This window comes from Parundibacterium terreum (assembly GCF_014636315.1).
Lineage (GTDB): Bacteria > Pseudomonadota > Gammaproteobacteria > Burkholderiales > Burkholderiaceae_D > Undibacterium > Undibacterium terreum.
The window spans coordinates 1,330,069-1,344,966 of record NZ_BMED01000001.1 but is presented as its reverse complement, the minus strand read 5'-3'; the positions used below and the strand labels follow the sequence as shown (position 1 = coordinate 1,344,966).

The following is a 14,898-nucleotide window of genomic DNA, read 5'->3' as shown; positions in this document are numbered from 1 at the left end:
GTCCACACTGGCACCCATGCTATTGCACGCTGCAAACTTGCGCGCCGACTGGCAAGCAGAGCTATACTGTCCGCACAACAAGAAACTCAGGAGTTTTTATGTCAGTTCCAGAACAAGGCAAGGCGGCGTTCGTCGCACAGATTCAACAACTGATGGCTCAGTCAGTTGCTGCCGCAGAGCAAGATCAGGCAAAACAATTCATCACCCAATATTATGGCGACATCGACGAGGAAGATTTCCTGACCCGCGATGCAAAGACCTGGGCCGCGATCGCGCTGTCCCACTATCAGTTTGGCCGCGAATTCGCCAGCGGCGCCCCTAAAATGCGCATCTTCAATCCCAAGCTCAGCGACAATGGCTGGGATGCCGCCCGTACCGTGGTGGAATTCATCAATGACGACATGCCTTTCCTGGTCGATTCCATCTCTATGGAAATCAATCGCCAGGGCGGCGCCGTGCAATTTATCGTGCACCCCTTGTTTGCTGCCGAACGTGATGCAAAAGGCGTGTGCTCTTCGCTGTCGCCCGCACAGGGCGGCAAAAAGCAGGAATCCTGGATCCATATAGAACTGGACAAGATCACCGACCCCAAGCGCCTAGCCGAACTGGAAGAGGGTTTGCTGAAAATATTGTCCGACGTGCGCGCCTCGGTGGAAGACTGGCCGGCAATGACGCAAAAAGTGCCGGAAATTCTGTCCAGCCTGGGTGGTGCCGCCAAGGTGGTTTCGCTGGAAGAGCTGGATGAAGCACGCGCCTTTCTGCAATGGATGGCGGACAACCACTTCACCTTCATTGGCTACCGCGAATACGAGCTGAAAGAAGAAAATGGCCAGGATGTGATGCACATCGTCGCCAATTCCGGTCTTGGTATACTGCGCGAGCCAAAAGCAGGCGGTATCTCGGAAAGCTTTGTGCAATCTTCGCCAGAGGTGCGCGCTTTGGCGCGCAAGCCGCAGATTCTGGTGCTGACCAAGGCCAATTCCCGCGCCACCGTGCACCGCGCAGGCTATCTGGATTATGTCGGCGTTAAACGCTTCGATGCGGACGGAAAAGTCATAGGCGCGCGCCGCTTCGTCGGCCTGTATACGTCCAGCGCCTACCACGCCTACCCGCGCGAAATCCCGCTGCTGCGCAACAAGCTGTCACGCGTAATGCAGCGCGCCGGCTTCCCTGAGCACAGCCATGCAGGCAAGACCCTGCTGTCCATCTTTGAGAGCCTGCCGCGCGACGAACTGTTCCAGATCGGCGAGGACGAGCTATACAACACGGTGATGGGCATCCTGCATCTGGGGGAGCGCAGCCGTACCCGCCTGTTCGTGCGCCGCGACGACTATGCGCGTTTCTATTCCTGTCTGATCTATCTGCCGCGTGAAAGCTACAACACCGAAGTGCGCATCCGCATGCAGGAGATCTTGAAACGTGCCTTTAACGGCATCAGCGTGGAGTTCAACCTGCAGTTGTCGGAATCCGCATTGGCACGCGTGCACATGCTGATACGCACCGCCCCAGGCCCGACACAACCGGTGGACGTGAAAGCACTGGAGTCGGAACTCGCAGCGGCAGTACGCCGCTGGGAAGAGGGCGTGTTCGAGCACTTGGCCAAGACCAAGGGCGATGAAGCCGCAAACCAGGCCCGCCGCGAATTTGCCTTGTCTTTCCCGGCCGCCTACCGCGAGGACGTATCGGTAGATCAGGCAGTGGACGATTTCCTGGCCAGCCGCAACCTCAGTTCTACTGCGCCAATAGCGATGTCGCTGTACCGGCCGGCACCGGCCGATGCGCAATCCGATGCGCTTAGCACTTTGCGTTTCCGTGTGTACAGCCTGGGGCAGGCGGTCCCGCTGTCCGTTAGCCTGCCTATGCTGGAAAATATGGGTGTGCGCGTAGAGAGCGAGCGCTCATACATGATAGAGCGGGTCGACCTGCCGGCGATCCATATCCATGACTTCGGTCTCAGCCACTCCTTTGGCGATTTGCCGTTCGATCAAGTCAAACCCAAGTTTGAAGAAGCCTTTGCCCGTATCTGGGGCAAGCAGGTAGAGAACGACGGCTTCAATCGCCTGACGCTGGCGGCGGCATTGTCCAGCGACGAGATTGTCATGCTGCGCGCCTACGCCAAGTACCTGAAGCAGGCCGGCTTCACCTATAGCCAGAGCTATATAGAACAGACGCTGGCCAAGCATGCCGGCATTACGCAGGCGCTGGTGCGCCTGTTCCATGCGCGTTTTGTGCCTGCCCATTCCGAGGGACGCGACAAATCCATTACGATGGCCGCTGCCGCGATTGAGGGGCAACTGGACAAGGTTGCGATTGCCGATGAAGACTTCATCCTGCGCCGCTTCCTGGCTGTGCTGCAGGCCTCGCTGCGTACCAACTACTACCAGATAGGCGAGGGCGACAAGCGCAAGCCTTATCTGTCGATCAAGTTCGATTCCAGCAAGATCCCGGAACTGCCGCAGCCACGGCCGATGTTCGAAATCTTTGTCTACTCGCCAAGGGTGGAAGGCATCCATTTGCGTGGGGGCAAGGTCGCCCGCGGTGGCTTGCGCTGGTCCGACAGGCCGGAAGATTTCCGTACCGAAGTGCTGGGCCTGGTAAAGGCGCAGATGGTCAAGAACGCGGTGATCGTGCCGGTCGGCTCCAAAGGCGGCTTTGTTCTGAAAGCCGCGCCGCCGGCTTCCGACCGCGAGGCCTATCTGAAAGAGGGCGTGGCTTGCTACCAGACTTTCCTGCGCGGTCTGCTGGACCTGACCGATAACCTGATCAAGGGCAAGGTCGTGCATCCGGAAGGCGTGGTCAGGCATGATGCCGACGATCCTTACCTGGTAGTCGCTGCCGATAAAGGCACCGCCACTTTCTCCGACTATGCCAACGCCATCAGCGCCGAATACAATTTCTGGCTGGGCGATGCCTTTGCCTCCGGCGGCTCGGTTGGCTACGACCATAAAAAAATGGGCATCACCGCGCGCGGTGCGTGGGAGAGCGTCAAGCGCCACTTCCGCGATTTCGGCGTCGATACGCAAAGCACCGACTTCACCGTAGCAGGGGTGGGCGATATGTCCGGCGACGTGTTCGGCAACGGCATGCTGCTGTCGCAGCACATACGCCTGATCGCCGCATTTGATCACCGCCACATTTTCCTGGACCCGACACCGGATGCCGCCAGCACCTTTGCCGAGCGCCAGCGTCTGTTCAACCTGCCACGCTCGTCGTGGGAAGATTACGACAAGTCGTTGATCTCCGCGGGCGGCGGCGTGTTCTCGCGCGGCGCCAAGAGCATCCCGCTGTCGCCGGAAATCCAGGCCGCACTGGACATCAATGCGCAGAGCATGACGCCGGTAGAGCTGATGCGTGCGATCCTGAAAGCGCCGGTAGATCTGCTGTATAACGGCGGCATCGGAACCTATGTGAAGGCCAGCTACCAGAGCCACGATAGCGTGGGCGACCGCGCCACCGACGCCTTGCGCGTCAACGGCAATGAGCTGCGCTGCAAGGTCGTGGCCGAAGGCGGCAACCTCGGCTGCACGCAACTGGGCCGCGTGGAATACGCGATGCACGGCGGCCGCATCAATACCGATGCGATCGACAATTCCGCCGGCGTGGATTGCTCCGATCATGAAGTCAATATCAAGATCCTGATGAGTGCGGTTATCGATTCCGGCGCCTTGCCGGAAAGCGAGCGCAATGACTTCTTGGCCAGCATGACCGATGAAGTCGGCCTGTTGGTGCTGAAGGATAACTACTACCAGACCCAGTCGCTGGCCGTATCCGGCGTGCGCGGCGGCAAGCTGCTGGACGACCAGGCGCGCTTTATCCGCCACCTGGAAAAAGCCGGCCGCCTGGACCGTGCAGTGGAATACCTGCCTTCAGAAGAAAAAATCAGCGAACGCAAGGCCGCCAAGCTGGGCCTGACTTCGCCTGAGCGCGCAGTCTTGCTGGCCTACAGCAAGATGGAGCTGTTTGATGAGTTGATCAAATCCGACCTGATCGATGATGAATATGTCGCGCAGGTATTGGTCAGCTACTTCCCGCAGGCAATGCAAGACCGCTTTGCCGAGATCATGCCGCGCCATGCGCTGAAACGCGAAATCATTGCCACTGTCGTTTCTAATGACACCATCAACAGCACCGGCAGCGTCTTCGTCCACCGCATGCGCGAAGAAACCGGCGCCACCGCACCGGAAGTCGTGCGCTGCTTCATCCTGGCGCGCGAAGTGTTCGGCATCAGCAAGCTATGGAAAGAAATAGAAGCGCTGGACGGCAAGGTGCCCGCGCTGACGCAATCAGAAATGCTGCTGGATGCTGAACGCCTGATCCTGCGTGCCACGCTGTGGTTCCTGCGTCGCCGCTCGGTGAAAATGCCGATCACGAAGGTGCTGGAATTCTTCTCCCCAGGCGCAGCACTGATCGCCGGCGGCACCGGCCTGCTGGCGGAAGAAGACATCAACGCCTGCCTGGTTGCGCAAAACGCATTGACCGAACAGGGCGTGCCGCTGGAGCTGGCGCAAGCGATAGGCCGTATCGACACCATGTATGCGTTGCTGGACATTGTGGAAATCTCGCAAGAGCTGGGCCGCCCGGTCAATCTCACCGCAGCGGTTTACTTCAAGCTCGGCGGCAAGCTGGGCCTGCGCTGGGTAGCTTCGCAAATCGGCAACCTGCCATCCGACACCCACTGGCAAACCATGGCAAGGGCAGCAATGCGCGACGACCTCGCCAGCCTGCAACGCCAGATGGCCGCCGGCATCCTGTCCCACTCGCCGGACGTCACTGATCCGCAAGTTCTGCTGCAAGCCTGGGAAGAACACAGCGGCAAGGCGCTGGTACGCGTGAATGAAGTAATGGCAGACGTAAAGGCTGCGCGCGAATCGGATCTGGCGATGCTGTCGGTGTTGCTGCGGGAATTGAGGATGCTGGCGTAAGGAGTGCCATGCGAAGAACGTTAAGTTGGGCGGGTTTCATCCGCCCAATTTTTACGACATTGTGTCGTGCAATTTGATCTATGTTGGAGTGTTTCTCACTACAAATTCTTGAGCCAATATTCCATTGGTCCAAGGTGGTGCAAATTTTTAATGTTTTGCAGTTCCTTCGAATTATTCTGATATGGGGCCATATGACAAAGACATGGTGTGTATCTGCAATTATTCCGTTCCCGATGATTGAAGTGAATTTGTTGAATGGCCATATTGGTTTTCCAGAAAAAATGGAATGGGCAAGTCGTTTAGTTGAGTCAACAATTAATGCAGGTGATGTCTCAATCTATTTGAAAAAATGCGTTCGATCGCATTGGATTCCGTATCATAGAGGCGGCTTCTGTGGGCCTGCAAAAATTTCTTTGGTAGTTGATGCAGAAGACGCGAATAGTGCGCTAGAAAAAGTAGACGGTTTACTTGAGGATGTTTGCGATAATCTAGCTATTAGACTGCATTCCCCTATACCTATTGTAGAACTGGAAGTCTTAGATATTACTGCTCCGTTTAACCTTGGAGATGAGAGGGTTTTTTTATTGTATCCCTTTCCTAATGGCTATAAACCTCCTAAGTTTCAATCTTGTGCTTACTTAAACTCAACTCAAACTGAAACATTTATTTCACTAAGTGAAAACTGCATTAATTTATCTAAACGCCAAAAAGCAGCACTCCGCTGGTATCACAAGGCGCTCACCGCAGAATTTGAGATTGATCGCTTCATATTTCTAATGATAGTACTTGAAATTCTTTGTACTGAAAATGACGAAAAAATTAGTGCACCCTTTAGGGTGGCAAAGTGTGGTCATGAAATTCCAGAATGCCCAACTTGTGGGGTAGAAACGAAGAAGGAAGTAAATGGGCTAAGTCTTAAATCATATTTAGTAAAAAATTTGAAAACAGACGAGAGTGACGCTAGAGATATATGGAATTTTCGCCAACTTGTTCATGGGGCTAATGATCTATCAGATAAGAAGACGAAGGATGTTTCAACGTATTGCTTAAAGTTGCAAGCAGCTGTCACTTTGGGAATTAAAAATTTACTGGGTATCGACGAAAATATGCCGCCGCTGGTGTCTGCCGAGGCAATAGGTATTTCGACATCAATCATTTTAGGTGGCAAGCGTCCTGTGACGGAAAATGATTTGTCGGATGTACCTATAAAAATAATATAAGTTAATTGAAAAAAATCAAAAATGTCCGTTAGATTTTTTCCTCAAGGGCATTTCATCTACTACGCCGTTTTTGAACGTAGGTTCACTAGACTCCAACAGTTGGAGCGATGCAGCGTTATCGGATAAAAATGAAATTTCCTTCATGCAATATTTGAGGTAGTGTAAAGTAGCATTTCCGATCCGTTAGCATTTCGCTATACAGATAGACCCTACTCTCACTGACCCCAGGTACCGGCCTGTTCCACCATGAATCTCCGAAATCCTTCCAAAGCCACCGCAGCACTGCTCGCAACGATTTTCCTGTCTGCCTTTTCTCCCGGCTCTCACGCCTCCAACGACGGCAAGCTATGCGAAGGCCCCGCCGGTATCGTGTTTTGTGGCTCACTGATGGCAATACAGGCGCTGACGCCGAAAACGGCGGCGGAGAGATTGAACGACGCGGCCAGGAATGGCGAGCTGGAAAATTTGAAAAATCTGCTGAAGTTTTTTCCGGATACCGTGCAGCCTTTGCATTTGCTGAGTACGGCGATGTATAGCTATATCTACCGCGAGAATAGCCAGGCAAAGGATGCCGACAAACTGAAGACCATACAGTTCCTGCTGAATAGGGGAGTGGATGTGACCGATGGCGGCACGAATAAATTTGTGGTGAGCCTGGCATCCGGCGTGCTGAACACAAGGCGGCTGGAAATGACGGAGCTGGTGCTGGCCTATGGCGCTTCTGCTAAGGATGTGGAGCTGAGCGTGCTGGTGCTGACAGCGGGCCGGCATGGGTATGCAGAGTCGGATGATCTGTACTACCGCATGCTGAAGCTGTTGCTGGAGCATGATGCAGACCCCAATCGTACCGAGCGGGGAAGAAAGCCGGCCTTGCTGACCCTGGTTACACTGAATCAGTTTCCCATGGCAGAGCTGCTGCTGCAACACGGAGCCGACCCGGATGCCGGAAAGAACCCGACCGAACCCAGCGGCCTGTTGTTCCTCGCTGCCAGTTGCGGAAAGCCGGACTACAAATGGACGAGCAAGGAAGTAGCGGACCGTAACTGGAATAAATGCCTTAGCGATCTTCCGGCCAAGGTCAGTTTCCTGGTCGGACATGGCGCCGATGTCAACGGCAAGGCCGGCATGCCGAGCCAATGCGCGACACCTTACGATATCGCCAAAAAAGAAGATAATGCCTTGCTGCTGAAGACACTGCTGGAGTTGAAGGCGGATCCTCGCTTCGGTGAAAAATGCCTGGCGAGCGGCTAGTCTCAAGAGCTGAGTCGGGCTGGTCTATTGAGACGAACGTCTGTCATAATTATCCCCCAGCCGCATACCATTTATGCTAAACCTAAAGTCTGGTAACAGGCACGTCAAGAAGGGCATCTCTTTGCAATCCCGCCTCCTGTCTTTATGCATAGCGATTACGTCGCTACTTCCTTCCCTTGCATCCGCGCAGCAGGTTTACAACGACTTGTCCACGCAGCCTGAGGGCCGTATCTACTTCAACAGCGTCACCCCCAAATCCAAGTGGGACCTGGTGCACCGCAAGTACGACAAGACGCCGACCGTGATCTGGGCCAACCTGTATCTTCCCAAAGAAATGAAGGGGCGCATCCCGGCCATGGTGATCTCGCATGGCTCGGCCGGTTTACAGGAAAAGGATGTGCGGCGCTGGGCCCGGGCCTTTAACGAAATGGGTATCGCCGCGTTTATCGTCGATTCCTTCAGTCCGCGCAATATCGCCAGCACCGAGGCCGACCAGGGCAAGCTGAGTCCAGCCGCCAATGACGCCGATGCGCTGGCGGCACTCAAGCTGCTGGCCACCGATCCGCGTATCGACTCCACCAAGATCGGCCAGATCGGTTTTTCGCGCGGCGGAGGCGTTGCGCTGGACATGACGATGGAGGCCTTCCGCAAAGGCATGATTGATGACGATACCAAGTTTGCCGCCCTGGTTGCTTTTTACCCCGGTTGCTCGCAAGTCTGGTGGGCCACGCCGGCGCCCAAGCTGTCCGGCACGCCACTGATGATGGCGCTGGGGGAAAAGGATAACTACACGCCGGCAAAACTGTGCCAGAACTTCGCCGAAGTGATGCAGCGCGATCGGCAAGAGGTTGAGGTGCACGTGTATCCCGATGCCTATCATGATTTCGACAATACCAACGCCTATTTCAAGTACCACCCGATGTCGACCTCGGCCCAGAAGTGCCCGCAGATCCAGCTTGACATGGAGCATGGCGAATATCGCTATCTGCAGAGCGGGGAAAAACTGGCCTCGCTGGGTGCGCTTGAAGAGCTGACCAGGGCCTGCATCATGCGCGGCGTGTCGACCGGGGCCAATCTCAAGCAGGGCGATAGGGCGGAAGCCGATGTGAAGGCATTCTTGCGCAGGGCTTTCCAGTTGCCTTAGTGGGGGTAGCCTGCGGGCGTCATTTAAAGCTGTGGAACCCAGATAAAAGCGCAAAGCTGAAGTTCGGCTAAAACGAAATGCAAAAGCCATATAAAATAAGCAATAACTTGTCTTCCTCAATCCCGAACCACTACCTCCGCAAAGGACAGCCATGCAATTGATAGGAATGCTGGATTCACCTTATGTCCGCCGTACGGCGATTTCGCTGCAATTGCTGGGCTTGCCGTTTGAGCACCAATCCATTTCGGTGTTCAGTACCTACGATAAATTTAGCAAGATCAACCCGGTGGTAAAAGCACCAACGCTGGTGTGCGACGACGGCGAATTGCTGATGGATTCCGGCCTGATCATTGAATATGCCGAAGCACTGGCCGCGCCGCGCAAGAGCCTGATGCCTGCGGCAATTGCAGAGCGCCAGCATGCGTTGCACATCATCGGTGTGGCGCAGGCAGCGGTGGACAAGGGCGTGCAGATCGTCTACGAACACAATGTAAGGCCGGCGGAAAAACTGCATGAACCGTGGATGGAGCGCGTTTCCAGGCAAATGCTGGCAGCGCTGGACTTGCTGGAAGCAGAGTTGAAGGCGCGGCCCCTGGCTGTCACCAGCGAGGCTATCAACCAGGCCGGAGTATGCGTTGCGGTAGGTTGGAACTTCCTGCAGCAGATGATACCGGAGGTGATTCCTGCTGCGTCTTACCCAGCTTTGAGCGCGCACTCGCGCCAGGCGGAATTGCTGCCGGAGTTCAAGGCTGCGCCATTTGGTGACGGCACTTATCCCTGCGCTGCCTAGCGAAGCTTGTGGTTATTAAGCTCGATTCGCCGAGCCCGCTTGGTCAGGCTCGCCTAGTTAAGCCTGCTTAGTTAAGTCTGAGGAGAGACATCGGGCGGGTATTAAATTTATCGTGGCATCTTGATACACTGCGTTACAATGACGCCTGTTTCCAAAAACAAGAACAAGCTGTCAGACCCTAGCGTGCGCCAACGTCTATCCTTCCCCGTCAAAGCATTTCTGTTATTTCCGCTGCTTCTTGCATTTTCCGCTGCTGGAAGATGTGAGGAGACGGTCATTCCTGCTGTTCCTGACCATACAGATTACCGCGAGCCTGTCTATGTGGACCTGGGCTATTCCTACACCCGCGGCAACTACGGTGAAAGCGTCGCCAGCGAGAGCCATGCGAAGACCTTGAGCTTTCAATGGACCGCGTATGACACTGATTTCTTGCTCAGCACTTCTTATCTGAACCGCACAGCGCCTGCCGGCACCATCATCACACGGGTAAAAAAACGCATTACTGTTACGCCAAGGCTGGTATCTGCATCCGGCCAGGGTGATATCTATGCCAGTGCCAACAGGGAAGTGCTGGAAGACCCCGCCACCGCGATTGCAGTGAATGTGGTGGCCAGCGTGAAGATCGCTGCGGCGGATGCTGCTAAGGGACTGGGAACCGGCAAGAATGACTATTCTCTGGGCCTGACTGCCAGCTATCCGCTGGAAAAGGCGATGCTGAGCGGTGGCACCAAGTATACGGTGCTGGGCGACCCCGGCAAGCTGAAGGTGAACGGCATACAGGAAAACATCCGTTTCCAGAATGTGTGGTCCGCCTACATTTCCTTGTCGACCGAGTTTGTGCCCCGGAACACCAGCGCGATCAGTTTCACTGCCGAACAGCCTTCAGGCAGCGGCACGGCGTATTACCAGGCGCTGGAAATCTCCAGTTCCTACCGTTTCAGCGATAGCGGCGGAATGCGCATCTTTGCCAACAAGGGCATGACGCAGAACAGCCCTGACTGGAGCGCAGGGCTGGGTCTTTACACCAGTTTCTAGCCGTTACAGGAGAATGCAGTTTCTGCCGTTTTGCCTTACCATGGGAGACAGCATTCAATTTCCAGGCAATAGCTACCATGTCTTTACTTACTTCCCGTTCCTCGCTGATCTCCGTTTTGTTTGCGGGATATCTTGCAGCACTTTCCGCACCGGCTTTTTCTCAGTTTGCAGCACCGGCCAGCCAACCTGCGACGGCGATCGATCCCAATAAAATCCGGTTCTCGCCTATCCTGCATGAGGAACTGCCACCGGCCATGCTGAAACGCATCAAGGCCATTACCGATACCTTTGAATCCATAGACGGCATCTCTTACACACAGGCCGTGGATCTGTATAAACGCGACCGCGACCCCGAGGCCAATCTCGTGATCTGGGATGAAATGCTGAAGGCCTATAAATCCTTTTGCCGCTTCCGTTGCAAGACCGATGTAGAAAGAATGGACGTCTATCGTGTGCTGTTGTTGCGCTCGATGTTCAGCGAAGATGAGGCTGTCCGCCAGGCGAAACCCAGGGTGCTGTCGCCGGTGGAGACCCGGGCAGCAATGAAGTATTACCATCTCGCGCCAAAACCGATTGATCTTGTGCCTGCCAAGTAAACGGCTGGCCTGCAGTATGCTTGCCAGCCTTGGGCATAACGCGCGTTTTCGGAATTTTTGATTTACATCAAGGTCAATATTGCGCCGCATCATTACACTTCTACTCAACTTAACGACGAGTGATGAGAGAAGTGAAAATGAAAAAAACTATCCTGATATCCACCTTGAGTCTGGCCGCGCTGGGTCTTTTTTCCGGTGAGGCATTTGCGCAGGAAAGCCCATGGCTGGTGCGTGTACGGGCAGAGCACCTATCGCCTGCTGATAAATCCGATCCTGTAGGCGGTGTGGGCGCCTCCAACAGGATAGGCGTTTCTGAAAAGACGATACCCGAGCTGGATATCTCTTATTTCTTCACACCCAATATCGCTGCAGAACTGGTGTTGACCTATCCGCAGAAGCATGATGTGTCGCTGGATGGTGTCCGCATAGGCAGCTTCAAGCATCTACCTCCTACGCTGCTGCTGCAATATCACTTCCTGCCGGAGTCGCAGTTCAGTCCGTATGTGGGCGCCGGCATCAATTACACCCGTATGTCCAGCGTCAACTTGTTGGGCGGCGCCGGCTCGCTGGAAAGCAGCAGCACCGGCCCTGCGCTGCAGGCAGGCTTTGATTACAAGGTGGATAAGCACTGGTCCATTAACTTCGATGTGAAGAAGGTGCAGATCCGTAGCGACGTGTTCATCTCCGGCGCCAAGGTCAGCGCAGTGAAAGTGGATCCGCTGATGATAGGCGTGGGCGCGGGCTATCGTTTTTGACGCTTCGCCGAACCATACAACATGTTGAGTAGAAGAGGGCGCGCGGTGCATTGCACCGCGCGCCCTTTTTGATAGAGCTTGCTCCAGGCGACAGCGATCACCTGGCATCAATTCGCGTATACACTATTCTTTATTCATATTTAAAGGCGCGGACATGACACCCATTTTCGATCGCAATTGCACCCACGTAGGCTGGTATCACGAGGAGCGCGCCTATGTGTTTGACACGCGCATGCAATTCATCGCCTTCGTGCATGGGCGCGGCCTGTTCTCGCTACGGGCAAAGCACCTTGGCTTCTTTATCGCCGGCATATTCCGCGATCGTGAAGCGGGTGCCGTCGCTTTTACTCCCGGTCATCTGGTGGGGCCTACCCCTTCTGTGCCGCCCGTTCCGCCTACCCCTGCGGTGCCGCCGACGCTCAATACCCCTTCGGCACCGCCGACTCCGCCTGCTCCGCAAGCACCCTCAGGTGCGTGGTCCCGCATAAGTTGGGGTGCATTGCTTATTTCTTGAGTTGAGGCTCAACAAGCCCGACAAGGAGACAGATTTTTTTTAATATTCATGTAACGTAATGTGTCGGTTTTATTTACAAAAAGACCAGATATATTTGCGTTCTCTATCTAAGTCCATGATTTCATAGGAATTAATTTTTTGGCATGCTGCTTGCTATATAACAGGTGCAGCATTGGTAAAAAATCAACTTTATATGTAAGTTATGGAGAAACCATGAAGAAAATGACCTTGGCGTTGACGCTCGCCTTGATGACTAGCGCGAGCGCTTTCGCAGCCCCTTTTGTGAACGGCGGCTTTGAAGATGGCACCACAACCGGCTGGACTACCGGCCAGGGAGCTCGCTACAACACTTTGAACTCGGGCATGTCGCCGGCAGCTTTCTTGCCAGGTGGATCTCTGTATACAAATTCTTTCACCCACTCTTCGGTCGTTTCTTCCGGCTACGTCGATCCTAATCTGGGCAATCTGCTGGGCAGTACCGTCTATAGCGGCAACTACGCCTTTCGCGCCGAGGACACAACATCCGGCGGCTACGCATCTGTCATCAGTCAAAAAGTGACGAACTATACCGATGCAAATATTTTCTTCGCATGGAAAGCGGTATTGGAAAACGGCGGCCACTCCGAAAACGAATCGGCACTGCTGATGATCGTTCTTCATGACGACACAACTAATACCGATGTGATCAGCCGTGTCTACAACGCCGGCGACGGTGGTGGTGGTGTGGATAACCGCTTCTCTTCGTCCGGCGATCTGTTCTACACCTCGCAATGGCAGATCGAGCAACTGGCGATTGATGCCAGCCTGTCCGGCCATGACTTCACCTTGTCTTTGCTGGCCGCAGATTGCCAGCCTTCCGCACACACCGGCTATGCCTATCTGGATGGTTTTGGCTCGGTAACGCCACCGTCAGATGTGCCTGAACCTATGTCCCTTGCCCTGGTCGGCCTGGGCCTGACAGGCATGGCAGCAGTGCGCCGCCGCAAGCAAAAATAAGCTTTACCGGTTGGGCCGTTAAGGTCAATTCAGCAGCGGTCGCGACGATTGCTGCCGGTATTGATCTCGCTCCGGCCCTGATGCCGTCCAGTGCAAACTGGGCGGCATTTTTATTTCTGGCGCGCACCTTCTTTATCTGCTGCTGGTCCGCAGGTATACTTGCAGGGATACGAACGACGCAATAGACGCAATACTTGGCCATGGAACTTGAACTGCGCCGCCTGCATGCGGCAAACATTAGCGAAGAACAAATGTCGGCACTTACCGGGGTAGTGCTGGCCGCGCCTGCATACAGCCTGTTGGTAGAAGGGCGCTTGCCGGTCGCGGAAGAGGTGCCGGATTTGCTGAGCGACCTGCCGCCCAATTACTCATATGACGACAAATATTTCTTTGGGATCTATCAGGGAGAACGCATGATAGGCTGTGCCGACTTGCTGAAAGGCTGGAAGACGCCGCAGCAAAGCATGCTGGGCTTGTTGCTGTTTGCTGAAGATGTGCGGGGGCAGGGCTATGGCCGCCAGGTATACCTGAAACTGGAACAGATCGTTGCTTCCTGGCCCGGCATGAACTCGATACGCATAGGCGTGATCAGCACCAATCTTGGCGGTCTCGCCTTTTGGCGCAAGATGGGTTTTGCAGAAAACGGCGAACGCTACAAGTTTGAGCAATACCTGGGCGATACCGTAATACTGGAAAAGGCCTTATCTTCGGGCTAGGCGCCAAGTGCAGAAAAATGCGCCCGCGTCACAGCCTCAAGCTGTTCGCGCAATAATTCAAAACTGGGCAACTGGTTGACGGTCTTGCGCGTCAACAGCGAAACACGGCGTTTTACGCCGGGCAGCAAGCGGTAGCAGGACTTGGGAAAAGCCAGCTCCATGACCAGTCCCAGCGGCAACAGCCCGTCGCCAAACCCCGCCCTGACCATCTGCGCTGCGGCACTGAAGGACTCCACCTGTATCAGATGCCGGTTCAATAGCTGCGGATGAACTGATTTGAGCTGCGGTTCAATTTCATGCCAGGTCGCAGAACTGTTTTCGATAGTGATCAGCGGCCGGGCATGATCGGAGCGTCTGGCGCATGCGGAGTTCAGCATAACGACAGGCTCATCAATCAGCGGATGGTGGATGACGTCCTTGGCCTGTAGCGGATCGGTGCACAGGCCGATGTGGTAGCGGCCAAGGCGCACGCTTTCGATGACGAGCACGCTGCGATGCGCATGCACATCGACAAGGATGCCGTCCAGCGCATCCAGTGCCCTCCGCACCACCGCCGGCCCCCAGGAAGCGGCAATCGAATCGGCCAGCGCCAATGAAAAATGGGATATGGAACCGCGCCCGGCCGGTGTTCCCAGTGAACGCAATTCCGCGACCAGCGGCCTGGCCCTTTGCAGGAAGTCGATAGCCTGGGGCGTTAGCCGGATGCGCCGCCCCTCCGGCACGACCAGACGAAAGCCCAGCGCATCCTGTAGCGCTTGCAGCCGCTTGCTGACGGCCGATTGTGTCAGTCGCAAGCGCACCGCAGCCTCGCTGACGGTGCCATATTGCTCCAGCGCTATAAGCGCATCCACGCCATCCAACATAGCTTTTTATATTCCTTAGACGACTAGATGTTATTCCAATTATTCTATTTTATTCTTATTTGGGAAGTGACATAGTGTCCTGGCCGAGACGTATTT

General features: G+C 55.0%; 12 protein-coding genes. 11 read left to right on the top strand and 1 reads right to left on the bottom strand.

Features of this window, described 5'->3' with window-relative positions:
• Window positions 1-98 precede the first annotated feature (98 nt).
• From IEW12_RS06270 to IEW12_RS06220, 11 genes are all read left to right on the top strand, one after another.
• Window positions 99-4,922, top strand: a complete 4,824-nt coding sequence (locus tag IEW12_RS06270; protein ID WP_188565077.1) for an NAD-glutamate dehydrogenase — start codon at window positions 99-101, stop codon at window positions 4,920-4,922.
• A 191-nt stretch (window positions 4,923-5,113) separates the two neighbouring features.
• A complete protein-coding gene (locus tag IEW12_RS06265) occupies window positions 5,114-6,142 on the top strand; it encodes a hypothetical protein (RefSeq protein ID WP_188565076.1) in 1,029 nt (342 codons plus the stop codon).
• A 246-nt stretch (window positions 6,143-6,388) separates the two neighbouring features.
• Window positions 6,389-7,393: an ankyrin repeat domain-containing protein gene (locus IEW12_RS06260; protein ID WP_188565075.1), complete on the top strand. Its 1,005-nt coding sequence runs from the start codon at window positions 6,389-6,391 to the stop codon at window positions 7,391-7,393.
• Between the two features lie 121 nt (window positions 7,394-7,514).
• Entirely contained in the window at window positions 7,515-8,537 is a 1,023-nt protein-coding gene (locus IEW12_RS06255; protein WP_229750945.1) for a dienelactone hydrolase family protein, read from the top strand.
• Between the two features lie 151 nt (window positions 8,538-8,688).
• A complete protein-coding gene (locus tag IEW12_RS06250) occupies window positions 8,689-9,327 on the top strand; it encodes a glutathione S-transferase (protein ID WP_188565073.1) in 639 nt (212 codons plus the stop codon).
• A 138-nt stretch (window positions 9,328-9,465) separates the two neighbouring features.
• Complete coding sequence (locus IEW12_RS06245; protein WP_188565072.1) at window positions 9,466-10,362, top strand: hypothetical protein; 897 nt, start codon at window positions 9,466-9,468, stop codon at window positions 10,360-10,362.
• Between the two features lie 77 nt (window positions 10,363-10,439).
• On the top strand, window positions 10,440-10,958 hold the full coding sequence (locus IEW12_RS06240) for a hypothetical protein (protein WP_188565071.1): 519 nt from the start codon (window positions 10,440-10,442) through the stop codon (window positions 10,956-10,958).
• A gap of 137 nt (window positions 10,959-11,095) precedes the next feature.
• Window positions 11,096-11,713, top strand: coding sequence for an OmpW/AlkL family protein (locus IEW12_RS06235; RefSeq protein WP_188565070.1), 618 nt, complete (start codon window positions 11,096-11,098; stop codon window positions 11,711-11,713).
• A 154-nt stretch (window positions 11,714-11,867) separates the two neighbouring features.
• Window positions 11,868-12,227, top strand: a complete 360-nt coding sequence (locus IEW12_RS06230) for a 4-fold beta flower protein (RefSeq protein ID WP_188565069.1) — start codon at window positions 11,868-11,870, stop codon at window positions 12,225-12,227.
• 213 nt (window positions 12,228-12,440) lie between these two features.
• On the top strand, window positions 12,441-13,223 hold the full coding sequence (locus IEW12_RS06225; RefSeq protein ID WP_229750944.1) for a PEP-CTERM sorting domain-containing protein: 783 nt from the start codon (window positions 12,441-12,443) through the stop codon (window positions 13,221-13,223).
• A gap of 200 nt (window positions 13,224-13,423) precedes the next feature.
• On the top strand, window positions 13,424-13,939 hold the full coding sequence (locus tag IEW12_RS06220) for a GNAT family N-acetyltransferase (protein WP_188565068.1): 516 nt from the start codon (window positions 13,424-13,426) through the stop codon (window positions 13,937-13,939).
• On the opposite strand, the gene IEW12_RS06215 is transcribed toward IEW12_RS06220, so the two are convergent.
• Window positions 13,936-14,790 (bottom strand): LysR family transcriptional regulator, encoded by an 855-nt coding sequence (locus IEW12_RS06215; RefSeq protein WP_188565067.1) that lies wholly within the window; start codon window positions 14,788-14,790, stop codon window positions 13,936-13,938. The two genes, IEW12_RS06220 and IEW12_RS06215, sit on opposite strands and share 4 nt — an antisense overlap.
• Window positions 14,791-14,898: the final 108 nt, after the last annotated feature.